Annotated in this window: 22 protein-coding genes; 11 read left to right on the top strand and 11 right to left on the bottom strand. The window is 73.0% G+C overall.

Features of this window, described 5'->3' with window-relative positions:
• The first annotated feature begins 26 nt into the window (after nt 1-26).
• Entirely contained in the window at nt 27-1,016 is a 990-nt protein-coding gene (gene moaA / locus CG736_RS31160; protein WP_100589489.1) for a GTP 3',8-cyclase MoaA, read from the top strand.
• Here moaA and CG736_RS31165 read toward each other — a convergent pair.
• Complete coding sequence (locus CG736_RS31165) at nt 1,013-1,459, bottom strand: nuclear transport factor 2 family protein (RefSeq protein ID WP_232734300.1); 447 nt, start codon at nt 1,457-1,459, stop codon at nt 1,013-1,015. The genes moaA and CG736_RS31165 overlap by 4 nt on opposite strands.
• A 131-nt stretch (nt 1,460-1,590) precedes the next feature.
• On the opposite strand from CG736_RS31165, the gene CG736_RS31170 reads away from it, so the two are divergent.
• The gene (locus CG736_RS31170) at nt 1,591-2,397 is read left to right on the top strand and encodes an aminotransferase class IV (RefSeq protein ID WP_198520670.1); all 807 of its coding nucleotides are present in this window, start codon (nt 1,591-1,593) and stop codon (nt 2,395-2,397) included.
• Between the two features lie 26 nt (nt 2,398-2,423).
• Here the strand turns inward: CG736_RS31170 and CG736_RS31175 are convergent, their stop codons facing one another.
• The 7 genes from CG736_RS31175 to CG736_RS31205 all read right to left on the bottom strand — a co-directional run bounded on the left by CG736_RS31175 (nt 2,424) and on the right by CG736_RS31205 (nt 9,074).
• Entirely contained in the window at nt 2,424-3,239 is an 816-nt protein-coding gene (locus CG736_RS31175; RefSeq protein ID WP_157815811.1) for a hypothetical protein, read from the bottom strand.
• 137 nt (nt 3,240-3,376) lie between these two features.
• Nucleotides 3,377-3,619: a hypothetical protein gene (locus tag CG736_RS31180; RefSeq protein WP_100589492.1), complete on the bottom strand. Its 243-nt coding sequence runs from the start codon at nt 3,617-3,619 to the stop codon at nt 3,377-3,379.
• 225 nt (nt 3,620-3,844) lie between these two features.
• Nucleotides 3,845-4,210 (bottom strand): DUF3099 domain-containing protein, encoded by a 366-nt coding sequence (locus CG736_RS31185; RefSeq protein ID WP_100589493.1) that lies wholly within the window; start codon nt 4,208-4,210, stop codon nt 3,845-3,847.
• 96 nt (nt 4,211-4,306) lie between these two features.
• Nucleotides 4,307-4,855 (bottom strand): RNA 2'-phosphotransferase, encoded by a 549-nt coding sequence (locus tag CG736_RS31190; protein ID WP_100589494.1) that lies wholly within the window; start codon nt 4,853-4,855, stop codon nt 4,307-4,309.
• 30 nt (nt 4,856-4,885) lie between these two features.
• A complete protein-coding gene (locus CG736_RS31195; RefSeq protein WP_198520671.1) occupies nt 4,886-6,280 on the bottom strand; it encodes a metallopeptidase TldD-related protein in 1,395 nt (464 codons plus the stop codon).
• Nucleotides 6,280-7,806 (bottom strand): TldD/PmbA family protein, encoded by a 1,527-nt coding sequence (locus tag CG736_RS31200; RefSeq protein WP_100589495.1) that lies wholly within the window; start codon nt 7,804-7,806, stop codon nt 6,280-6,282. The genes CG736_RS31195 and CG736_RS31200 overlap by 1 nt, the downstream gene beginning before the upstream one ends.
• A gap of 137 nt (nt 7,807-7,943) precedes the next feature.
• Nucleotides 7,944-9,074: an MBL fold metallo-hydrolase gene (locus CG736_RS31205; RefSeq protein ID WP_100589496.1), complete on the bottom strand. Its 1,131-nt coding sequence runs from the start codon at nt 9,072-9,074 to the stop codon at nt 7,944-7,946.
• Nucleotides 9,075-9,388: 314 nt separating this feature from the next.
• Between CG736_RS31205 and fabG the strand changes: the two genes are divergently transcribed.
• Together fabG and fabI are read left to right on the top strand one after the other, a co-directional pair.
• Nucleotides 9,389-10,108, top strand: a complete 720-nt coding sequence (gene fabG, locus CG736_RS31210; RefSeq protein ID WP_100589497.1) for a 3-oxoacyl-[acyl-carrier-protein] reductase — start codon at nt 9,389-9,391, stop codon at nt 10,106-10,108.
• Between the two features lie 2 nt (nt 10,109-10,110).
• A complete protein-coding gene (gene fabI, locus CG736_RS31215; RefSeq protein WP_100589498.1) occupies nt 10,111-10,878 on the top strand; it encodes an enoyl-ACP reductase FabI in 768 nt (255 codons plus the stop codon).
• A 127-nt stretch (nt 10,879-11,005) separates the two neighbouring features.
• On the opposite strand, the gene CG736_RS31220 is transcribed toward fabI, so the two are convergent.
• Nucleotides 11,006-11,704: a FadR/GntR family transcriptional regulator gene (locus CG736_RS31220; protein WP_100589499.1), complete on the bottom strand. Its 699-nt coding sequence runs from the start codon at nt 11,702-11,704 to the stop codon at nt 11,006-11,008.
• Nucleotides 11,705-11,781: 77 nt separating this feature from the next.
• Here CG736_RS31220 and CG736_RS31225 point away from each other — a divergent pair, with 77 nt between their 5' ends.
• From CG736_RS31225 to CG736_RS31230, 3 genes are all read left to right on the top strand, one after another.
• Nucleotides 11,782-13,074 carry an MFS transporter gene (locus CG736_RS31225; RefSeq protein ID WP_100589500.1) on the top strand — a complete coding sequence of 431 codons (1,293 nt, stop codon included), beginning with the start codon at nt 11,782-11,784 and terminating at the stop codon, nt 13,072-13,074.
• A 10-nt stretch (nt 13,075-13,084) separates the two neighbouring features.
• Nucleotides 13,085-13,207: an SGM_5486 family transporter-associated protein gene (locus CG736_RS38460; protein WP_255419049.1), complete on the top strand. Its 123-nt coding sequence runs from the start codon at nt 13,085-13,087 to the stop codon at nt 13,205-13,207.
• 110 nt (nt 13,208-13,317) lie between these two features.
• Nucleotides 13,318-13,845 (top strand): histidine phosphatase family protein, encoded by a 528-nt coding sequence (locus tag CG736_RS31230; protein ID WP_100589501.1) that lies wholly within the window; start codon nt 13,318-13,320, stop codon nt 13,843-13,845.
• A 57-nt stretch (nt 13,846-13,902) separates the two neighbouring features.
• On the opposite strand, the gene serB is transcribed toward CG736_RS31230, so the two are convergent.
• Nucleotides 13,903-15,165 carry a phosphoserine phosphatase SerB gene (gene serB / locus CG736_RS31235; RefSeq protein ID WP_232734301.1) on the bottom strand — a complete coding sequence of 421 codons (1,263 nt, stop codon included), beginning with the start codon at nt 15,163-15,165 and terminating at the stop codon, nt 13,903-13,905.
• 167 nt (nt 15,166-15,332) lie between these two features.
• Here serB and CG736_RS31240 point away from each other — a divergent pair, with 167 nt between their 5' ends.
• From CG736_RS31240 to CG736_RS31250, 3 genes are all read left to right on the top strand, one after another.
• Complete coding sequence (locus CG736_RS31240) at nt 15,333-18,095, top strand: FHA domain-containing protein (protein WP_232734302.1); 2,763 nt, start codon at nt 15,333-15,335, stop codon at nt 18,093-18,095.
• A gap of 107 nt (nt 18,096-18,202) precedes the next feature.
• On the top strand, nt 18,203-19,342 hold the full coding sequence (locus CG736_RS31245) for a GAF domain-containing sensor histidine kinase (RefSeq protein WP_100589504.1): 1,140 nt from the start codon (nt 18,203-18,205) through the stop codon (nt 19,340-19,342).
• Nucleotides 19,335-19,979 carry a response regulator transcription factor gene (locus CG736_RS31250; RefSeq protein ID WP_043910205.1) on the top strand — a complete coding sequence of 215 codons (645 nt, stop codon included), beginning with the start codon at nt 19,335-19,337 and terminating at the stop codon, nt 19,977-19,979. The genes CG736_RS31245 and CG736_RS31250 overlap by 8 nt, the downstream gene beginning before the upstream one ends.
• Before the next feature lie 7 nt (nt 19,980-19,986).
• On the opposite strand, the gene CG736_RS31255 is transcribed toward CG736_RS31250, so the two are convergent.
• Nucleotides 19,987-20,784, bottom strand: a complete 798-nt coding sequence (locus CG736_RS31255) for a hypothetical protein (RefSeq protein ID WP_100589505.1) — start codon at nt 20,782-20,784, stop codon at nt 19,987-19,989.
• A gap of 132 nt (nt 20,785-20,916) precedes the next feature.
• On the opposite strand from CG736_RS31255, the gene CG736_RS31260 reads away from it, so the two are divergent.
• Complete coding sequence (locus CG736_RS31260; protein ID WP_100589506.1) at nt 20,917-21,708, top strand: ABC transporter ATP-binding protein; 792 nt, start codon at nt 20,917-20,919, stop codon at nt 21,706-21,708.
• Nucleotides 21,709-21,724: the final 16 nt, after the last annotated feature.

A 21,724-nucleotide genomic window follows, 5' to 3' on the forward strand; every position in this document is an offset into this window, starting at 1 on the left:
GGCCCCCGAGGAAGGGCGGGACCGGGATGCTCCTCGACACCTACGGACGACAGGCCGTCGACCTGCGGGTCTCCCTCACCGACCGGTGCAACCTGCGCTGCACCTACTGCATGCCCGAAGAGGGCCTGAACTGGCTCGGCCGGGACGACCTGCTCACCGACGCGGAGATCGTCCGGCTGGTCGGACTGGCCGTCCGCGACCTCGGCGTCCGCGAAGTCCGCTTCACCGGCGGCGAACCGCTGCTGCGCCCGGGGCTCGTCCCGATCATCGCCGCCTGCGCGGCCCTCGACCCGCGCCCCGAGATCTCCCTCACCACCAACGGCATCGGCCTGGCCCGGGTGGCAACCTCCCTGCGGGACGCCGGAGTCGACCGGGTCAACGTCTCGATCGACACCCTGAACCCCGACACCTTCGCCCGCCTGACCCGCCGCCGCCGGCACCAGGACGTGCTGGACGGCCTGGCGGCGGCCGAGGCCGCCGGGCTGCGACCGGTCAAGCTCAACGCCGTGCTGATGCGCGGCGTCAACGACCACGAGGCCGCCGACCTGCTCGCCTGGGCGATCGAGCACCGGTACCAGCTCCGGTTCATCGAGCAGATGCCGCTGGACGCCCAACACGGCTGGGACCGCTCGCAGATGGTCACCGCCGAGGAGATCCTCGCGCTGCTGCGCACCCGCTTCACCCTCACGCCCGAACCGTCCTCGGCGCGCGGCGCCGCCCCCGCCGAACGCTGGCTGGTCGACGGCGGACCCACGGCGGTCGGCGTCATCGCCTCCGTCACCCGCCCGTTCTGCCGCGCCTGCGACCGCACCCGCCTCACCGCCGACGGCCAGATCCGCAACTGCCTCTTCGCGACCGGCGAGACGGACCTGCGCGGCGCGCTGCGCTCGGGCGCGAGCGACGCGGAGCTGGCGGAGCTGTGGCGCGCGGCGATGTGGGGCAAGAAGGCCGGCGCGGGCATCGACGACCCGGAGTTCCTCCAGCCCGCGCGCCCGATGTCGGCGATCGGCGGCTAGCCGCGGCTCCGCAGGTGGCGGCTCACGTCGCCGACCAGCGTGGCGCGGAAGCGTCGTTCCGTGAAACGCCACTGTCCGTCGCGCCGTTCGAAGCGGTCGTGGTAGCGCCCGCAGACGACGGGCTGCAGCGGCAGCCCCGGGAGCGACTGGAACACCGTGACGTACGAGCGGGCGGCCGCCGTGCCCGCCTCCTCGTCGACCTCGACGGCGAGGTTGGTGGTCATGTGCTGGGTCCGCGGGGTGCCGTCGGCGTACACGACCAGCAGGTCCCGGAACATCCGCTCGATCGCCTCCCGCCCGCTCACCGGCTCGCCGCTGCCGGTGAAGGCGGCGTCCGCGAGCAGCGCGCCGAGGCCGGCGAAGTCCCCGTCGTCCACCAGCTCGGCGTACCGGGCGATCAGGTTCTCGACGGCGTGCCGACCGGGCGCGGGGAGATCGCTCACGGACCTCACTGTAGGCGGGCGACCTGACGGGCGGTCGGGCGGCGTCACCGCCCGGCGGCCGGGAATGGCCGAACGGCCTTCGTGGTTGGGCCGGTTGTGGCCAGGCCGAGGGAGGGGTCGTCATCGACCGGGTGGACGTCAACGGCAGCGAGGCCGCGCGCGAGGACCTGATGGTGCTCGCGCGGGCGACCTACGCGCACTTCACCTCGATGCAGGCACGGGGCGGCGCGGTCCGCGGGCTCGACCTGCACCTCGCGCGGCTGGACGCCGGCACGCGTGAGCTGTTCGGGACCGCCCTGGACACCGACCGGGTGCGGGGCTGGATCCGGCGGGCCCTGCGCGCCGCGCCCGACGCGGTCTCGGCCCGGGTGACGGTCTTCAGCCGCCGGGTGGACGCGGTGCTGCGCGGCGAGGACGTCGAGCCGGACGTGGCGGTGATGACGAGCGCGCCGGCCGGGGCCGGGGCGGCGTCGGTGCGCCTGCGGGCGATCGAGTACGAGCGGGATCTTCCGCACGTCAAGCACGCCGGGACGTTCGGGCTGGTGCTCGCCGGTCGGCAGGCGGCGCTCGCCGGGTACGACGACACGCTGTTCACCGACCGAGACGGCCGGATCGCCGAGGCGGCGATCGCGAACATCGGGTTCTTCGACGGCGGGCGGGTGGTCTGGCCGGAGGCGGCCGTACTGCCCGGCATCACGAGGCAACTGCTGGAACGGGGTCTGGCGGCCGCGGGCATCCCGTCCGAGCGGCGGGAGATCCGGCTCCGCGACCTCGGACGGTGGGCGGCGGACTCCCCGGCCCTCGGAGCGTTCCTGTCGAACTCGATCGCGCCGGTCGTGCCGGTCGCGGGCATCGACGAGCAGGCGCTGACCGTCGATCCGGAGGTCACCGCGCTCCTGCTGGACTGCTATCGGAGCAACCCCTGGCAGCAGGCGTGAGCCGGTCCCGTGCGTGGTGACGGCTGTCAGCGGCGGTGGCGCTCGGCAGCCGCGCGGACTTCCTCGCGCGCCAACTCGCTCTCAACGGTGGGTGGTTGGAACCGGTCGGCGGCCACCCGGACGTGCTCCTCCCAGCGGTCCTGCCAGAACTCGACCGTCCATCCCGGCCACCGCTCCGCCATCTCGTACGCCTCCGCCGTCGCCCCCAGCGTCCACCAGCCCACCCGGCGCCGCACCGGATCGACGTGCACTCCGGCCTGGGCCGCAGCCCGGCAGACTTCGTGCTCCGGGGCGTCCGCCAGTCGGTCGAGCAGGGCGGGTCCTGCCAGGACGGGGTGGTCGTTGGCGTTGGAGGCCACGAAGCACTGGTCCGATCCGACCGTCAGCACCGCGATCATCGGCTCCGGCTCCGCGAGTTCCTCGTCGTCCGGCTCCAGCAGCATGACGTGGCAGGTCGCAGCGTCGCGGTCCCGGACGAATGCCGGGTCCAGCCCCAGGTAGGCCCGTACCTCCGCGTTGCCGTCGTACAGCCAGCGCACCTCCCAGCCCGGCCACGCCTCCCGCAGCAGCTCCAACGTGGCGGCGCGGTGCCGGAGTTCGGTGCTCGAACCCTCCCAGGCGAACAGCAGCAGCACCTTCCGGCCGAGATCGATCAGCGCCGCGCCCTGGCAGTGCACGTCGTCCAGCCACCAGTCGGTCGCGGGCAGCGCCTCGACCATCGCGAGCGCGGCGGTCGGCCCGGCCAACAGGTCGAGGTCGATGCCGACGGCGCCGAAGCGGGACAGGTACAGCTCGTGCTCGCCGCTCTCGCGGACCACGACGAAATTCGCTCGATCACCCATGCGGAGAGCATGGCGGCCGCCCGGCGGCGGATGCCAGGGAATTCGCGCAGCCGCCGCTGCCCGAGCAGGTCGAGCGCGACGGCGGCACGGTCGGCGACCGGGGAGGCGATCAGCCGGTCGGTGCTCCGGGCGCCGTGCTACGCCGAGAAGGGCTCGGTGTCCTTGAGGAAGCCGCGGACGGCGAGGAACTGGCCCAGGGAGTCGCGGTGTTCGTCGCAGGCCAGCCAGGTCTTGCGGCGGTCGGGGGTGTGGAGCTTGGGGTTGTTCCACAGCAGGGTCCAGGTGGCGAGCTCGCGGCAGCCCTTGGCGGAGCACTTCGGAGGGCCCGCCGGGCCGTCGGGGCCGGTGGGGGTGCCGAAGAGGGGGTGCGCGGTGTCCATGGATCCGATCCTATGCCCGGGCATGACGACGCCGGGCAGCCACGGGGGGAGCTGCCCGGCGTCGGTCTGTCGCTCCGACGGGGGATGCGGAGCGCTAAGGAAGTATGGCACGGCCAAGGGCTCGGAAGCTCGTCCGTCCGGTGACTAATTTGAGGATCGTCTGAGCTTTCCGGCGGTCATACCGGTCGATGAACGGTCATATCGGACAAGGGAATTGAGGGATTCTCAATCCTGTGGCCGGTTCTCGGCGGCCGGGGCGGCGGCCGCCGCCCCGCCGCCGCCCGTCCCGCCGGGGCCGAGCATCAGCGGGGTGTCGGGGGAGAAGGCGAAGGTCGAGGGCAGTCCGGGTGCGCGCTCGCGGCCCGCGTTGGCGATCAGCACCGCGAAGTAGGGCAGCAGGACGCCGCCGGCCAGCGCGGCGAAGGCGAGCCAGCGCTGGACGTCCCACAGGATGACGGCGAGCAGCACGCACACCGTGCGGATCAGCATGGAGATCACGTACCGCCGCTGCCGGCCCCGGACGTCCTCGCTGAGGCTGCTGCGGGCACCGGTGATCCGGAAGACCTGGTCGTCGTCCGCGCTCTTGCGCATGGTCCATCCATCCTCGGTCGGCTTTTCCGGCTCCCTACGACCGACCACGGTAACCCCGCTGACGCCGGACCGACCCACCTGGGGTCGGTCCGGAGGTCAGGCGGCGCGGCGGAGGTACTGGACGGGCACGGCGTCGGTGAGCCAGACACCGTTCGCAGACACTCGGAATTCGTGGCCGTCGGCGGCCATCGCGGCCGCGTCGACCTCCAGCACCACCGGCCGGCCGTGCCGGGAGCCGACCTTGACCGCCGTCCCGGTGTCGGCCGAGAGGTGGACGTCCTGCCGGGTCATCGGGCGCAGGCCCTCGGCCAGGATGTACGGCAGGGTGCGCTCGGCGGTGCCGTGGAACAGCACGTCGGGCGGGGTGGTGGCGGGCAGGCCCAGGTCGACCTCGACGGTGTGGCCCTGACTGGCCCGGATGGACCTGCCGTCCTCGGAGTAGGCGAAGCGGCGCTTGTTGTTGGTGGCGACCACGTGGTCCAGCTGGGCGCGGCTGAGCGGCCGGCGGTGCCGGGCCAGCGCGGCGAGCAGGGTGTCGACCGCCACCCAGCCCGCCTCGTCCAGGGAGACCCCGACGGAGCCCGGGTCGTGCCGCAGGATGCGGCTGAGCATCTTCGACGTCTTGACGGTGTGCTTCTCGTCCATCGGAGTCCCCCCAGGGGTTCGGTCGGCCGGTCAGGAGGCCTGACTGACCGAGCTCATGTTGAAGTCGGGCACGCGCACCGGCGGCATCGCGGCCCGGGTGAACCAGTCGCCCCACTCGCGGGGCAGGCAGCGTTCGGTGCGGCCCGCCTCGGTGATCCGGCCGAGCAGGTCGACCGGGGATTCGTTGAAGCGGAAGTTGTTGACCGCGCCGACCACTTCGCCGTTCTCGACCAGGTAGACGCCGTCCCGGGTGAGGCCGGTGAGCAGCAGGGTGGCCGGGTCGACCTCGCGGATGTACCAGAGGCAGGTGAGCAGCAGGCCGCGCTCGGTGCGGGCGACCATCTCCTCCAGCGTCGGCGCGTCGGGTGCGGAGGTCTCCAGCACCAGGTTGTCGATCGGCGGGTTGAGCGGCAGCCCGGCCAGGCCCGCGGAGTGGCGGGTGGTCAGCAGGTGGGTGAGCCTGCCGTCGCGCAGCCAGTCGGTGGCGGTCAGCGGCGCGCCGTTGTCGAACACCGAGTCGTTCTCGCCGGAGGCGTGGGTGAGCACGAACGGGGCGGCCTGGATGCCGGGCTCGGCCGGGTCGGAGCGCAGCGTCAGCGGCAGCGGGCTGAGCTGCTCGCCGATCCGCGTGCCCCCGCCGGGCTTGGAGAACACCGAGCGGCCCTCGACCGCGTCCCGCGCGCCGGACGACCAGCTCAGGTAGACCAGCAGGTCGGCGACGGCGGACGGCGACAGGATGGTCTCGTAGCGGCCGGCCGGCAGGTCGATCCGCTTGCGGCCCCAGCCGAGCCGGCGCGTCAGGTCGGCGTGCAGGGCGGTGACGTCGACGTCCGCGAAGTCCCGGGTGCCGGCGCCGACCCAGGCGGAGCCGGACAGGTCGGCGGTCTTGAGGTTCAGCTCGACGGCGCCGGTGGGCTGGTCGTGGCGCAGCCGCAGGCCGGTGGAGCTGCCCAGGTACGAGGACGTCATCTCGTGCCGGGCGAAGCCGTACAGCAGCTCGCCGCCCGCCCGGGCGCGGGCGAAGGCCTCGCCGAGGGCGGGCGCGAACGCGTCGAACACGCCGATGTCGGTGACCAGCGGGGCCTCGGTGAAGCGCGGGTCGGCGGGCCGACCGGTGATCAGCGGCTGGGCGTCCTCGGCGGGTTCGGCGGCCCGGGCGGCGGCCTCGGCGGCGCGCACCAGCTGCTCGATGTCGTCGAGCGTGACGGCCTCCTGGGCGACCACGCCGGCGGCGGTGCCCTGCGTGCCGTTCACGGTGGAGATCACCGTCAGCCGGCGGCCGCGGGTGACGCCGTTGGTGGTCAGCGCGTTGCCGGCCCAGCGCAGGTTGGCGGTGGACTCCTCGTCGACGATCACCACGCAGCCGTCGGCGCGGGACAGTTCGAGGGCGCGTTCCACCAGCTCGTGGGGGTGCGTGAGGGACATCAGTGACCCGCCTCCTGCTGGGTGTTGAGCACGTTGACCTGACGGAACAGCGCGGACGGGCAGCCGTGGCTGACCGCGGCGACCTGGCCCGGCTGGGCCTTGCCGCAGTTGAAGGCCCCGCCGAGCACGTACGTCTGCGGGCCGCCGACGGCGCTCATCGAGCCCCAGAAGTCGGTGGTGGTGGCCTGGTAGGCGAAGTCCTTGACCTGGCCCGCCAGTTCGCCGTCGCGAATGGCGTAGGCGCGCTGGCCGGTGAACTGGAAGTTGTACCGCTGCATGTCGATCGACCAGGAGCGGTCGCCGACGATGTACAGCCCGTTCTCCACCTGGGAGATCAGGCCGGAGGTGTCCGGGCCGTCGGCGGCCGGCTGGAGCGAGACGTTGGCCATCCGCTGCACCGGCACATGCGCCGGGGAGTCCGCGTAGGCACAGCCGTTGGAGCGCTCGAAGCCCTTCAACCCGGCCATCGGGCGGTCGAGTTGGTAGCCGACCAGGACGCCGTCGCGGATCAGGTCCCAGGACTGGGTGGCGACGCCCTCGTCGTCGTACCCGATGCTGGCCAGGCCGTGCTCGGCCGTCCGGTCGCCCGTGACGTGCATCAGCTCGGAGCCGTACTTCAGGCTGCCGAGCTGGTCGAAGGTGGCGAACGAGGTGCCCGCGTAGGCGGCCTCGTAGCCCAGCGCGCGGTCCAGCTCGGTGGCGTGGCCGATCGACTCGTGGATGGTCAGCCACAGGTTGGACGGGTCGATCACCAGGTCGTAGCGGCCCGGGGTGACGCTCGGCGCGGCCATCTTCTGCGCCAACAGCTCGGGCAGCTCGGCCAGTTCGGCGTCCCAGTCCCAACCCGTGCCGCGGAGGTACTCCCAGCCGCGGCCGGCCGGCGGCGCGATGGTGCGCATCGAGTCGAACGCGCCCGTCCGCTCGTCCACGCTGGTGGCCTCCAGCCACGGGTGCAGGCGCACCCGCTGCTGGGTCGTCACGGTGCCCGCGGTGTCCGCGTAGAACTTGTTCTCCTGCACCGTCAGCACCGCCGCCGTCACGTGCGAGACGCCGTCGGCGGCCAGCAGCCGGGAGGACCACTCGGCCAGCAGGCCGGTCTTCTCCGCGTCCGGCACGTCGAACGGGTTCAGCTCGTACGCGGAGACCCACTCGGCCTCCGGGTACACCGGCTCCGGGGCCAGCTCCACCCGCTCGCCGGACCCGGCCGCGCGGCTGATCCCGCCGGCCAGCCGGGCCACCGCCACGGCCTGCTCGGCGACGGCCGCAGCGGCGGCGGGCGTCAGGTCCACGCCTGCCGCGAAGCCCCAGGCGCCGTCCAGCAGCACCCGGACGGCGAAGCCCAACTGCACGGAGTCCGACGAGCCGGCCGGGCGGGCGTCACGCAGCCGCCAGGACGCCGACCGCACCCGCTCCAGCCGGAAGTCGGCGTGCGAGACGCCCAACTGCCGAGCCCGGGACAGGGCCGCGTCCGCCAACGGGCGCAACGGGTACGAGAGGAACTGAGGGTCCAGCGCGGAGGGGGGCATCGGGCTCCCTGGGTCGAGGATCGGGTGCGGCGGGCCGCCCCCGGGTCGAGGGCACACCCGCTCGCATCATCCCCGGCCGCAGGGCGTTCGGCCAGCAAATATTGGCCGAGCCGCCCTGACGTCCCGTCAGTTCGGCGTCACGCCAGCGCCTCCCACCAGCCGTCCAGCTCCGGCGGATCGGACACCTCCACCCGCTGCCCCGGACGCGGCACCGCCAGCGCGACCCCCTGTGCCTTCGCCTCCGCCAGCAGCCGCTCCACCGGCTCCGCCCAGCGGTGCGGCGCCAGGTTGAACGTGCACCAGTGCACCGGCAGCAGCAGGCCGCCGCGCAGCTCCAGATGCGCCCGGACCGCGTCCTCCGGAGTCAGGTGGATGTCCGCCCACGCGGCGTCGTACGCGCCGATCGCCATCAGCGCGGCGTCGAACGGGCCGTGCTGCTCGCCGATCCGGGCGAAACCCTCGAAGTAGCCCGAGTCGCCGGTGAAGAACACCCGGCGCTCCGGCCCCGCCACCACCCACGAGCCCCACAGCGTGGTGTTGCGGGTGAAACCCCGGCCGGAGAAGTGGTGCGCGGCGGTCAGCGTCAGCGTCAACTCGCCGAGCGTGCACGTCTCGTCCCAGTCCAGCTCGATGATCCGGTGCTCCGGCACGCCCCAGCGCCGCAGGTGCCCGCCGATGCCCAGCGGCACCGCGAACGGCGCCGACTGGAGCTCCACCAGGCGGCGCACCGTCGCCATGTCCAGGTGGTCGTAGTGGTCGTGCGAGATCAGCACCGCGTCCACCTGCGGCAGCGACGCCAGGTCCACCGGCACCGGGTGCAGCCGCTTCGGGCCCGCCAGGTGGGACGGCGAACAGCGGTCCGACCACATCGGATCCACCAGCACCCGGCAGCCGTCCAGCTCCAGCAGCGCCGACGCGTGCCCGTACCAGGTCACCGCCACGCCCTCGGACGCCGCGGCCGACGGCTCCGGCGCCGCCAGCGGCACCGCACCGGCCGGCACCCGGCCCTCCTTCTCGAACAGCATCCGGCGCAGCGTCGCCGCGTCCGGGCTGCCCGGCACACCGGCCGACACCTGCGAGGGCGCGTTGTGGAACACCCCGTCCCGGTACTGCGGGGACACCCGCACCCGCGGATCCAGCGGGTCCGGCCGTCGCCCGAACTGGGCCGGCAGTTCCCGCAGCGCCCACGCCGCCGCACCCACCACCGTCAGGGCCGCCACCGCCGCCAGCGCCCGGCGGCCTGCCCGGCCAGGGAGTGCACCACTCATCGCGTCCGCTCCGATCGGCTCGCTCGAAACCGGTGCCCGGACTCTCCGGAGCACCCCCGGGGCAACGGCCGCCACCGGCCCGGCGTTCCCCGCACCGGACCCGGACCGGACCCGGACAGGACCCGGACCGGAGCCGAACGAGACCCGGAAGGGACCCGGACGGGACCGGTACCGGGATTGTCGGGATGCAACAGAACTCACCCGGCAAGGCCTGTCGAAGGCAGCTTCGCCCGAGCTCGCACCCTACCGATAGCGTCACAGGTGGCTACGCGTGCGGTCGGCACGCGCACATCGAGTAGGGAAGAGGTGGACCGTTGAGCCGCTCGGTACTGGTCACCGGAGGTAACCGGGGCATCGGCCTCGCCATCGCCCAGAGCTTCGCCGAGGCGGGCGACAAGGTCGCCATCACCAGCCGCAACGGCGAGGTTCCGGCGGAACTCGCCAAGTACGACGTCCTCGCGGTGCGCGCCGACATCACCGACACCGAGCAGGTCGACGCCGCCTTCGCCGAGATCGAGGCCGCCCACGGCCCGGTCGAGGTCCTGGTCGCCAACGCCGGCATCACCAAGGACACCCTGCTGCTGCGCATGTCCGAGGACGACTTCACGTCCGTCCTGGAGACCAACCTCACTGGCACCTTCCGGGTCGTGAAGCGCGCCGCCGCCAAGATGCTGCGCGCCCGCAAGGGCCGCGTGGTGCTGATCTCCTCCGTGGTGGGCCTCAGCGGCTCCGCCGGCCAGGCCAACTACGCCGCCTCCAAGGCCGGCCTGGTCGGCTTCGCCCGCTCGCTGGCCCGCGAACTCGGCTCCCGCAACATCACCGTCAACGTGATCGCACCCGGCTTCGTCGACACCGACATGACCGCCGTGCTCAGCGAGGAGCGCCGCAAGGAGATCGTCTCCGGCGTCCCCCTGGGCCGCTACGCCGCCCCCGCCGAGATCGCCTCGGCCGCGCGGTTCCTGGCCTCCGACGAGGCCGCGTACATCACCGGAGCCGTCATTCCCGTGGACGGCGGATTGGGCATGGGTCACTGACCATGACTGGAATTCTCGAAGGCAAGCGCATCCTGATCACCGGCGTGCTGATGGAGTCCTCCATCGCCTTCCACACCGCGAAGCTCGCGCAGGAGCAGGGCGCCGAGATCATCCTCACCGCCTTCCCCCGGCCCAGCCTCACCGAGCGCATCGCCAAGAAGCTGCCCAAGCCGGTCAAGGTCCTGGAGCTCGACGTCTCCAGCGCCGAGCAGCTGGCCGGCATCGCCGACCAGGTCCGCGAGCACCTGCCGACCCTGGACGGCATCGTCCACTCCATCGGCTTCGCCCCGCAGGACGCGCTCGGCGGCAACTTCCTGGACACCCCGTGGGAGTCCGTCGCCACCGCGATGCAGGTCTCCGCGTACTCGCTGAAGTCCCTCACCACCGCGCTGCTCCCGCTCATGCAGGACGGCGGCTCGGTGGTCGGCCTGACCTTCGACGCGCAGTTCGCCTGGCCGCAGTACGACTGGATGGGCCCGGCGAAGGCCGCCCTCGAGTCCACCAACCGCTACCTCGCCCGTTACCTCGGCGAGCGCGACATCCGCTGCAACCTGATCTCGGCGGGCCCGATCGGCTCGATGGCCGCGAAGTCCATCCCCGGCTTCCCCGACCTCGCCGCCACCTGGGACACCCGCTCCCCGCTCAAGTGGGACCTCTCCGACCCGGAGCCGGCCGGCCGCGGCGTCGTCGCGCTGCTCAGCGACTGGTTCCCGAAGACCACCGGCGAGATCATCCACGTCGACGGCGGTCTGCACGCGATCGGCGCGTAACGAGTTTTTCCAGGGGCTCGGAGAACTGCGAGGTCGAGCTGCTGGTGGTCGAGGACGGCGGTCGGTCGTGGCCGCTGTCGGTGACGGACGGGACCCGGAACAACGGGACCTGTCCGCGCCCCGTCGATCACCAGCAGCCTTGGCCTCGCCGTTCCCCGGGCCCCTCGCTGTTCCCCCCGATCGCCTGGCCGGCGGCCTTCGCGGCCGTCTCCGCGTCGCCCGACCTGATCGCGTCGAGGATGTCCGAGTGCGAGACCCAGCGGTGGGGGAGGAGGTCGGGGCCGACGTCGTGGCGCAGGTGGGCGAGCAGGACCTCGCCGAGGTCGGCGTAGATCGCGGCGAGGACGTCGTTGTGGGCGGCGGCCACCACCGCGTGGTGGAAGGCGGCGTCGGCCTGGATGAAGTCCTCGGGGACGCCGGCGTGCCAGGCGGCGTCGCGGCGGGCCAGCGCCGCGTCGAGGAGTTCGAGGTCGCGCGCGGTGCGGCGGGTCGCGGCGAAGCCGGCGGCGGAGGTCTCCAGGGTGGCGCGGAGTTCGGCGACCTGGCTCTGGTCGGCGTCGGCGAACCGGCGGTGCATGACGCCGGCGAGTTCGCTGGTGGCCAGGACGTAGGTGCCGGAGCCCTGGCGGATGTCGACCAGCCCGTTGTGGGCGAGGGCGCGGACGGCTTCGCGGATGGTGTTGCGGGCGACGCCGAGCTGGTCGACCAGCTCCGCCTCGGTCGGGATGCGTGATCCCACCGGCCACTCGCCCGAGGTGATCTGGGCCCGGAGTTGGGCGATCACCTGGTCGGAGAGCGGGGTGCGGCGAGTGGTCGACAGCGCCAAGGTCGGACTCCTTCTGTGGTTTACGTCATCAGGATACCGGGGCGACTTAAGTCATCCCATGATTCTATGATTGCGCCATGTCTACCGCAGCAGACCCCTCAGCAACCGAGACCGAGAGCCTTCGACCATCCCCTTCGTCCACCACCTCCACCGCCGCCGGCCCGTCGCCGGCGGTTCGCAATGCCGGCGCCGCCCTGCTGGCCGTCGGCGTGGCCGCCGCCGCGGTCAACCTGCGTCCCGTGGTGACCAGCCTCGGCGCGCTGCTCGACCCGGTCCAGAAGGACCTCGGGATGAGCGCCACGGTGGCCGGCCTGCTCGCCGCGGTGCCGCCGCTGTGTTTCGCGGCGCTGGGCGTCGCCGCCCCGGGCCTGGCCCGCCGGCTGGGTCCGATCACCGTGGTGGCGGCCGCGATGGGCGCCATCACGGCGGGTGTGCTGGCCCGCTCCTTCACCGGTTCCACCGCGGTGTTCCTGCTGCTCACCGCGCTGGCGCTGGCCGGAGTGGCGCTGGCCAACGTGCTGCTGCCGGTGGTGATCAAGCGGTACTTCCCGGACCGGGTCGGTCCGATGATCGGCCTGTACTCGATGGCGCTGTCGGTCGGCACCTCGCTGGCCGCCGCCACCACCGTCCCGCTGGCCGACGCGCTCGGCGGTTCCTGGCGGCTGGGCCTCGGCGTCTGGGCGCTGCCCGCCGTGCTCGCGCTGGTGCTGTGGCTGGCGGTGCTGTTCGTCCGCCGCGAGAAGGGCGGCAGCGCCTCGGCCGAGCCCGCGCCGGTCCACGTCCGGCTGCCGATCCTGCGCAGCCGCACCGCGTGGGCGCTGGGCGCGTTCTTCGGCCTGCAGTCCACCAGCGCGTACAGCGCGATGGGCTTCCTGCCGAAGATCTACCACGACGCCGGTGTCTCGGAGTCCGCGTCCGGGGTGCTGCTGGCCCTGGTGATGGCGATCAGCGTGCCGGTCTCGTTCGCGCTGCCCAACCTGGCCGCCCGGGGCGGCGACCAGCGGCTGTACGTGGTGGTGCTGGGCCTGTGCGGCATCGCCGGCTACCTGGGGCTGATGCTGGCCGCCGGGACGGTGCCGTGGCTGTGGGCGATCCTGGTCGGCCTGTCGATGTGCGCGTTCCCGCTGGCGCTGACCATGCTCGGCCTGCGCGCCCGCACCCCGGGCGGGGTGGCCCAGCTGTCGGCGTTCGCGCAGAGCCTGGGCTACCTGATCTGCATCCCGGGCCCGATCGTGATGGGCGCGCTCTACGAGAACACCGGCGAGTGGTACCTGCCGCTGGGCCTGCTGGCGCTGCTGCTGGTGCCGCAGATCCTGGTCGGCGTGCGTGCCGCCCGGGCCCGGCACATCGAGGACGAGGTCGTCGGTTAGGCTCGGCGACATGCCAGTTCTCGAACCGAATCCCCAGGGCGGCCAGAAGAAGCTGCTGCAGATGCTCGGCGTGATCGCCGGGATCGTGGTGCTGATCGCGATCGTCGCGACCGTCGCCCAGAACATGGGCTGATCCGGCCTCGCGGCCGCCGCCCGCGCCGAGCGGGGGAGCGGCCACCCGCAGGGGTGGCAGCTTCGCCGACCACGCGACCGGGCGGCGGTTTTCTGCGAAGCTCTAGGGGTATGAGCGCCGACACTCCCCGTAGGATCATCGTTCTTCGCCATGCCCGGGCCGACTGGCCCGACCAGGTCGACGACCACGACCGCCCGCTGGCGGACCGCGGGCGCGGCCAGGCCACCGAGGCGGGCCGCTGGCTCGCCGACTCCGGCGTCAACCCGGACCACGTGCTCTGCTCCACCGCGCTGCGCACCCGGGAGACCTGGAAGCTGGTCGCCCACGAGCTGCCCAAGCGGCCCCGGAAGACGGTCTACGAGGACCGGGTGTACGAGGCCCAGCCCGGCCGGCTGATCGAGGTGATCCAGGAGACCCCCGAGGAGCACGCCGACCTCCTGCTGGTCGGCCACAACCCCGGCGTGCTGGGCCTGACCCAGGTGCTGGCCGGCGACGAGGGCGACGCCGAGGAGCTCAACCGGATGCGGCTGAACGGCTTCCCGCCGGCCGCGGTGGCGGTGCTCAGCCTGAACGGCCCGTGGAAGCTGGTCGAGCCCGGCGTGGCCCGGCTGGAGTCGTACTTCATGCCGCAGGACTGACGGCAGCAGAAGGGGCGGGGTCCGACCGGACCCCGCCCCTTCGACGTGCGTGCCGGATCAGTCCCCGGTGGGCGCGCCGTCCACCTCGTCGGCCGCCTCGACCTCCTCGCGGGTGACGCCCAGCAGGTACAGCACGGTGTCCAGGAAGGGCACGTTCACCGCGGTGTCGGCCTGCTCGCGGACCACCGGCTTGGCGTTGAACGCCACGCCCAGGCCCGCCGCGTTCAGCATGTCCAGGTCGTTGGCGCCGTCGCCGATCGCCACCGTCTGCTCCAGCGGCACCCCGGCCCGCTCGGCGAACCGGGCCAGCCAGCGGGCCTTGCCGGCCCGGTCGACGATCTCGCCGGTGACCCGGCCGGTGAACTTCCCGTCCACCACCTCCAGGGTGTTGGCGGCCGCGAAGTCCAGGCCCAGTCGCTCCACCAGGTGCTCGGTGACCTGGGTGAAACCGCCGGAGACGATCGCCACCTGGTAGCCGAGCCGCTTCAGGGTGCGGATCAGGGTCCGGGCGCCGGGGGTGAGCCGGACCTCCGAGCGGACCTTCTCGGTGACCGTCGCGTCCAGGCCCGCCAGCAGCGCCACCCGGGCGCGCAGCGACTCGGCGAAGTCCAGTTCGCCGCGCATCGCCTGCGCCGTGACCTCGGCGACCTCCGCCTCGCAGCCCGCGTGGGCGGCGAACAGCTCGATCACCTCGTCCTGGATCAGCGTGGAGTCGACGTCCATCACCACCAGGCGCTTGGCCCGCCGGTGCAGCCCCGAACGGACCACCGCGATGTCCACCCGCTGCACGGCGGCCTCCGCCGCAAGCACCGCGCGCAGTTCCTCGGTCGGCACACCGGAGATGGTCAGCTCCACCGCCGTCACGGGGTACTTGGCCAGGCGGAACACCCGGTCGATGTTGCCGCCGGCCTCCGAGACCCGGGCGGACAGCGCCGCCACCGCGGACGCGGTCAGCGGGTGGCCGAGCACCGTGACGTGCGAACGGCCCTCCCGGCGCGGGCGGTTGTCGCCGGTGCCGGAGATGATCTCGGCCTGCAGCCGGTGCTCCTCCGCCCAGCGGTGCACCGTCACCCGCAGGGCGCCCTCGGCACCCGGCGCGGGCGGGGGAGTGACCAGTGCGCACAGCGTTATCCGGCCACGGGTGACGACCTGCTCGATGTCGATCACCTCGACCCCGAAACCGGCGAGCTGGGTGAACAGGCCCGCGGTGATGCCGGGGCGGTCCTTGCCGAACACCTTGACCAGCAGCGTTCGCTCGGTGTCGGTGCTCACGGGCGGCGCGGCGGAAAGGGCCTGAGCGGCCGGATCTGTTGCGTTCATGGTGCCCCCCACGCTACCCGGAGCCTCCCCGCGCGAGCCGCCCGCGTCCGGCTCGTGGGACGCCCGGCGGACACCTCGCCAGGTCCGCGAGCGGTAGCCGGGCGGTCACAGAACCGTGTCCCGGCTTCCGGGCCCACTGCCCCGGCTGGAATGATTCCCCCCGTCAGATGCAACATCCTGGGGGACCGGAGAGCGGGGCGGGCGGAGAGTTGCCGCAACTCGTACTTGAAATCGACGGCCGGCAGCGGGTACTGGAACCCGGCCGCGCCTACACCATCGGCCGTGACCCGGCGTCGGACTTCCCGTTCGACGACGCCAGGGTCTCCTGGCGGCACGCCACCATCGGCTTCGAGGGCACGGCGTGGCTGTTCACCGACCACGGCTCCACCAACGGCACCTTCGTGGCCGGCGCCCGGGTCGAGCGGACCGCCCTGCACCCCGGCACCGTGGTGCACCTCGGCAACGGCCAGAACGGTCCCCGGCTGGCCTTCACCGCGCCCGCCGCCGCGCCCGCGCCCGTGCAGCCCGGCCCGCTGCACGAGGCCGTCACCGGCCGAGCCCCCGGCCCGCAGGCCCAACCGCCGTTCCAGCAGCAGCCGCCGTTCCAGCAGCCGCCCGTCCAGCAGCCGTCGTTCGGGCCGGGTCCGGCCGCCCGGCCCGGCCACCGGCCGCCGCCGGTCGAGCAGCCGATCCCGCAGAGCTGGGACGCGCCCACCCCGCGGCCCGGCTTCCCGCAGCAGCAGGGTTTCCCGCAGCAACAGCAGCAGGGCTTCCCCGCCCAGGGCGGCGGCGCGCCCGTCCCGCCGCAGTTCCAGCAGCAGCCGCCCGTGCAGCAGCAGTTCCAGCAGCCGCCCGCGCCCGCGCAGCAGCACCACCCGGTGCCGCCGCAGCAGCCCGGGCCGGCCGGCGGGCTCGGCAGCCCGACCATGATCCGCAGCCTGAGCGGCGGGCGGACCATCCGGATCGGCCGCGCGCTGGACAACGACATCGTGGTGTCCGACCTCCAGGTCTCCCGGCACCACGCCGAACTGCGCCAGCTGCCGGGCAACCAGTGGGAGATCGTCGACCTCGGCAGCCACAACGGGATCTTCCTGAACGGCCAGCCGACGCGCCGCCAGCTGATGGGCCCGCAGGACCGGCTGACCGTCGGCCACTCCTCCTTCGTGCTGGTCGGCGACCAGCTGCAGGAGTTCGTCGACAACGGCGCCGTCACCTTCTCCGCCCACCACCTGACCGTCGAGGTCGACTTCAAGGGCGGCAAGAAGACGCTGCTCGACGACGTCTCGTTCGCCGTCCCGGAGAAGTCGCTGGTCGCGGTGATCGGCCCGTCCGGCTCCGGCAAGTCCACCCTGCTGCGCGCCCTCACCGGCTACCGGCCCGCCGACCGCGGCGACGTGCTGTACGACGGCCGCAACCTGTACCGGCAGTTCGCCGAACTGCGCTCCCGGATCGGCCTGGTGCCGCAGTCCGAGATCCTGCACAAGGAACTCACCGTCCGCACCGCCCTCAAGTACGCCGCCCGGCTGCGCTTCCCCGGCGACACCGAGGCCGCCGAGCGCCAGCGCCGGATCGACGAGGTGCTGTACGAGCTGCGCCTGGACAAGCGCGCCGACAACCGGATCACCGCGCTCTCCGGCGGTCAGCAGAAGCGCGTCTCGGTGGCGCTGGAGCTGCTCACCAAGCCGTCGCTGATCTTCCTGGACGAGCCGACCTCGGGCCTCGACCCGGGCATGGACCGCGAGGTCATGCAGACCCTGCGCGGTCTCGCCGACGACGGCCGCACCGTCCTGGTGGTCACCCACTCGGTGGCCGAACTCGCGCTCTGCGACCGGCTGTTGGTGATGGCCCCGGGCGGCTCGGTAGCCTACTTCGGCCCGCCCGCGGAGGCCCTGCACTTCTTCGGCTACGAGACCTGGGCGGACGTCTTCCAGGCCTTCGAGAACTACCCCGACCACGACTGGGCCGGCCGCTACCGCAACTCGGTGCACCACCAGCAGTACTCGGCGAACGTGGACGCCGCCGTCACCCACGTCCAGCCCAACGCGCTCACCCAGCTGCGCCCGCCGAAGCCGCAGAGCTGGGGCTCCCAGCTGTGGACGCTGGTCCGCCGCTACCTGGCGGTGATCGCCTCCGACCGGGGCTTCATCCTGCTGTCCCTGCTGCTGCCACTGGTGCTCGGCGCGGTCTCCGCGGTGATCCCCGACAAGTGCGGCCTGGCGCCCTGCGCCAGCAACGGCCGCAACGACGTGGCCCGGCTGATCCTGATGGTGGTCGCGTTCTCCGCGTGCCTGTCCGGCTCGGCGAACTCCGTCCGCGAGCTGATCAAGGAACGGGCGATCTACGAACGGGAACGCGCCACCGGCCTGTCCCGGACGGCGTACCTGATGTCGAAGATCATCGTGCTGGGCGCGATCAGCTTCCTGCAGGGCGGCATCATCTCCGCCATCGCGTTCAAGGTCCGCACGCTGCCCGCCGAGGGCCTGCTGCTCAAGCACCTGCCGGCCGCGGAGATGGCGATCGGCGTGATCCTGCTCAGCTTCACCTCGATGATGGTCGGCCTGGCGATCTCCTCGCTAGTGAAGACCGCCGAGAAGACCATGCCGCTGCTGGTGATGTTCGCCATCGTGCAGATGGTGTTCACCGGCGCGATCTTCCAGCTCTTCGACAAGCCCGGCCTGGAGCAGTTCGCCTGGCTGATGCCCGCCCGCTGGGGCGTCGCCGCCAGCGGCAACACCCTCGACCTGGCGCACATCTCCCCGGTCGTGGTGGTCAAGCCCCCGGAGACCGGCCCGTACGACACCCTGTGGAACCACTCCGCCGGGATCATGTTCCTCAACTGGACCATGATGATCGCCATCTCGGTCGGCCTGGCGTTCGCCATCCAGCGCTTCCAGAAGCGCCACGAGCCCGAGGTCATGCAGAAGGGCTGACGCCCGCGAGGGTCGGACGGGGCCGGGGGAGCACACGCTTCCCCGGCCCTTCGACGTAGGTCTGCCGCCCGAGGCGCCCGCCATGATCGCGGCGGTAGCGTGGCCGCATGGACAGTCCCGGGTGCGATCCCTCACTGAAGGGGATCGAGGCGGTCAGCGCGGCCGTACTGGCGATGAGCAGACCGCTCGAAGTGCGCGAGGTGCTGCGTCGGATCACCGCCTCCGCACGCACCCTGCTCGGCGCCGAGTACGCCGCCCTCGGCCTGCCCGACGACCACGGCGGGTTCGCGCAGTTCGTGGTGGACGGCGTCAGCGACGAGCAGTGGCGGGCGATCGGCCCGCTGCCCCGCCAGCACGGCGTGCTCGCCTCGATGCTGCACGACCGCGAACCCACCCGGCTCAAGGACGTCCACACCGCGCCCGACTTCGGCGGCTGGCCGGAGGCGCACCCCGACATGACCGACTTCCTCGGCATGCCGATCATGGACGAGGACGAGATCGCCGGCGCCCTGTTCCTGGCCAACAAGCCCGGCGGCTTCACCGAGCACGACGAGGCCCTGCTGCGGATCCTGGTCGCCCACGCGGCGCTCGCCCTCGGCAACGCCCGGCTCTACGAACGCAGCCGCGAACTCACGCTGTCCGGCGAACGCGCCCGGATCGCCCACGACCTGCACGACGCCGTCTCGCAGAAGCTCTTCTCGCTGCGCCTCACCGCCCGGGCCGCCGCCACCCTGGTCGAACGCGACCCCGCACGGGCCCGCGACAACCTCGCCGAGGTCGCCCGGCTGGCCGCCGAGGCCGCCGACGAACTGCGCGCCGTGGTGGTCGAGCTGCGCCCCGCCGCGCTGGAGGAGGACGGCCTGGTCGCCACCCTCGCCTCGCAGACCCAGGTCCTCGACCGGGCGCACAGCGCCGCCGTGCGGTTCACCGCGACCGGTGTGCGCGCGCTGCCCGCCGGCCAGGAGGCGGCGGTGCTGCGGGTCGCCCAGGAGGCCCTGCACAACGCGCTGCGGCACGCCGGGGCGACGTCCGTCACCGTCACCCTCACCGGCACGCCCGGCCGCGGCGTCCGGCTGACCGTCGCCGACGACGGCCGCGGCTTCGACCCCGAATCGGTCCGCCGGGCCGGCCGCCACCTGGGCCTGGTGTCAATGCGCGACCGGGCCGCCGCGGTCGGCGGCCGACTGTCCCTGGAGTCCGCCCCGGGCCGGGGCACCCTGGTCGAACTGGAGGTCCCCGGTGCCTGACACCGCGTCACCGATCCGCGTGCTGCTGGTGGACGACCACCAGGTGGTCCGGCGCGGCCTGCGCACCTTCCTGGAGGTGCAGGACGACATCGAGGTGGTCGGCGAGGCCGCCGACGGCGCGGAAGCCGTCGAACGGGCCGGCGAGCTCGCCCCCGACGTGGTGCTGATGGACCTCAAGATGCCCCGGGTGGACGGCATCGAGGCCCTGCGCCTGCTGCGCGAACAGGCCAATCCGGCCAAGGTGCTGATCGTCACCAGCTTCACCGAGCACCGCACCATGGTCCCCGCCCTGCGGGCCGGCGCGGCCGGCTACGTGTACAAGGACGTCGACCCGGAGGCGCTGGCCGGGGCGATCCGCTCGGTGCACGCCGGCCACGTCCTGCTGCAGCCCGAACTGGCCGCCGCACTCCTCGCCGAGGACGTCCCCGCCCCCTCGCAGGGCCGCGGCGGCAGCCTCACCGACCGCGAGCGCGAGGTCCTCTCCCACCTCGCCGACGGCCGCTCCAACCGGGAGATCGCCCGTGCGCTGCACCTCAGTGAGAAGACAGTCAAAACCCACGTGTCGAACATCCTGATGAAGCTGGACGTCGCGGACCGCACCCAGGCCGCGCTGTGGGCGGTCCGCAACCAGTCCTGACGGTCCTTCAGTCGCGCTCGTCCACGATCGCGTTGTACGCCGCCACCTGGGCCCGGCGGGCCGTGCGGTCCAGCGGGGCGAGGATCTCCCGCCGGGTCGCCATCTCGGACGCGGAGACCGCCGCGCCGTGGCCGCCCGCGGCGATCCCGAGCAGCGCCGACACCTGCCGGGCCGACTCCAGCACCCGCACCGCGCGCGGCGGGTAGCCGGGCGCGAGCAGCTCGTGGTGGCCGCGGCGGCGGAAGCCCTCCAGTGCGCGCAGCGTCTCCGGCCCGGCGCCGGCCACGTCCAGCCGGGTCAGCAGGACGGTGGCCTGCCGCAGCCCGTCCGCGAGTTCGCGCTCCGCCTCGTCCAGCGAGGGCACGTCCGCGGGCAGCGCGTCGTTGACCGGCAGGCACTGCCACAGCACCCGCACGCCCTGGTCGCCCTCCGGGCCGTACACCTCGACCTCCGGCACCAGCCCGTACGGGACGCCCACCGCGAGGACCGCCTCCCCGGCGCCCATCGCCAGCGCGTTGAAGGCCGGCGGCCCGGTCAGCCCCAGCGGGTGCCCGGCCACCGGCAGCGCCAGCCGCAGGCCCTTCGCGCCCAGCACGCGGAGCCTGCCCAGCGCCCAGGTGAGGCCGTGCAGCGCGTCCGGCTCGTCGCCGGGCAGGCCGGTCACCCGGTGGGCGTCGTCCGTGCCCTGGACGGCCGTCGCCGCGTCGTCGGGGGAGCAGGCGCCGGCCAGCAGCGCGTTGCCCCACGCGGTGAGCCGCCCCGAACGGGGCTCTTGGTACGGATTGTCGGCAGGAGTCGCGAGCATCGGACCAGCCTACGGACAACCGGGCGGGGCGGGTGGCGTAGGTTTGGCCTGACACAGGTTGGACCGCACCCCGAGGACCTTCGCGCAGGTTCCACGGACGGCCGGATTCTTGCATTTGGGGAAGGCGTAGGCATGAGCGACGTTCTGGAGCTGGTGGACGTTTCCGTGGTCCGGGAGGGACGCGCGCTCGTCGATCACGTGTCCTGGACGGTCAAGGAGGGCGAGCGCTGGGTGGTGCTCGGACCGAACGGCGCGGGCAAGACGACGCTGCTCCAGATCGCCGGCGCGTACCTGTTCCCGAGCTCGGGCCAGGCCGTCGTGCTCGGCGAGAAGCTCGACGAGATCGACGTGTTCGAGCAGCGGGCCCGGATCGGCCTCGCCAGCGCCGCCATGTTCGACAAGCTGCCGGGCAACCAGACCGTGCTGGAGACGGTGCTGACCGCCGCCTGGGGCCTGACCGTGCACGGCAAGGAGACCTACGAGAAGCCCGACGAGGCCCGCGCCCTGGCGCTGCTCGACCGGCTCGGCATGGCCGCCTTCACCACGCGCAAGTTCGGCACCCTCTCCGAGGGCGAGCGCAAGCGCACCCTGATCGCCCGCGCCCTGATGACCGACCCCGAACTGCTGCTGCTGGACGAGCCCGCCGCCGGCCTCGACCTCGGCGGCCGCGAGGACCTGGTGCGCCGCCTCGCCGCGCTCGCCCAGGACGAGTACGCGCCGTCCATGGTGATGGTCACCCACCACGTGGAGGAGATCGTCCCCGGCATGACCCACGTCCTGATGATCCGCCAGGGCAAGGTCATGACCGCCGGGCCGATCGAGAGCACCCTCACCGCCCGCAACCTCTCGCACTGCTTCGGCCTGCCGCTGACCCTTGAGCAGCGCGGCGACCGCTGGACCGCGCACGGCCTGCCGCTCGGCTGACGGCCGGATCCGATAC

The sequence above is a fragment of the Kitasatospora sp. CB02891 genome (genome assembly GCF_002803145.1).
Lineage (GTDB): Bacteria > Actinomycetota > Actinomycetes > Streptomycetales > Streptomycetaceae > Kitasatospora > Kitasatospora griseola.

Excerpts from the sequence above, each read along its gene's own strand:
- moaA (WP_100589489.1), top strand. The coding sequence starts at position 27 with ATGCTCCTCGACACCTACGGACGACAGGCCGTCGACCTGCGGGTCTCC.
- CG736_RS31175 (WP_157815811.1), bottom strand. The coding sequence starts at position 3,239 with ATGGGTGATCGAGCGAATTTCGTCGTGGTCCGCGAGAGCGGCGAGCAC.
- CG736_RS31180 (WP_100589492.1), bottom strand. The coding sequence starts at position 3,619 with ATGGACACCGCGCACCCCCTCTTCGGCACCCCCACCGGCCCCGACGGC.
- CG736_RS31185 (WP_100589493.1), bottom strand. The coding sequence starts at position 4,210 with ATGCGCAAGAGCGCGGACGACGACCAGGTCTTCCGGATCACCGGTGCC.
- CG736_RS31190 (WP_100589494.1), bottom strand. The coding sequence starts at position 4,855 with ATGGACGAGAAGCACACCGTCAAGACGTCGAAGATGCTCAGCCGCATC.
- CG736_RS31195 (WP_198520671.1), bottom strand. The coding sequence starts at position 6,280 with ATGTCCCTCACGCACCCCCACGAGCTGGTGGAACGCGCCCTCGAACTG.
- CG736_RS31200 (WP_100589495.1), bottom strand. The coding sequence starts at position 7,806 with ATGCCCCCCTCCGCGCTGGACCCTCAGTTCCTCTCGTACCCGTTGCGC.
- CG736_RS31205 (WP_100589496.1), bottom strand. The coding sequence starts at position 9,074 with ATGAGTGGTGCACTCCCTGGCCGGGCAGGCCGCCGGGCGCTGGCGGCG.
- fabI (WP_100589498.1), top strand. The coding sequence starts at position 10,111 with ATGACTGGAATTCTCGAAGGCAAGCGCATCCTGATCACCGGCGTGCTG.
- CG736_RS31225 (WP_100589500.1), top strand. The coding sequence starts at position 11,782 with ATGTCTACCGCAGCAGACCCCTCAGCAACCGAGACCGAGAGCCTTCGA.
- CG736_RS38460 (WP_255419049.1), top strand. The coding sequence starts at position 13,085 with ATGCCAGTTCTCGAACCGAATCCCCAGGGCGGCCAGAAGAAGCTGCTG.
- CG736_RS31230 (WP_100589501.1), top strand. The coding sequence starts at position 13,318 with ATGAGCGCCGACACTCCCCGTAGGATCATCGTTCTTCGCCATGCCCGG.
- serB (WP_232734301.1), bottom strand. The coding sequence starts at position 15,165 with ATGAACGCAACAGATCCGGCCGCTCAGGCCCTTTCCGCCGCGCCGCCC.
- CG736_RS31240 (WP_232734302.1), top strand. The coding sequence starts at position 15,333 with ATGCAACATCCTGGGGGACCGGAGAGCGGGGCGGGCGGAGAGTTGCCG.
- CG736_RS31245 (WP_100589504.1), top strand. The coding sequence starts at position 18,203 with ATGGACAGTCCCGGGTGCGATCCCTCACTGAAGGGGATCGAGGCGGTC.
- CG736_RS31255 (WP_100589505.1), bottom strand. The coding sequence starts at position 20,784 with ATGCTCGCGACTCCTGCCGACAATCCGTACCAAGAGCCCCGTTCGGGG.
- CG736_RS31260 (WP_100589506.1), top strand. The coding sequence starts at position 20,917 with ATGAGCGACGTTCTGGAGCTGGTGGACGTTTCCGTGGTCCGGGAGGGA.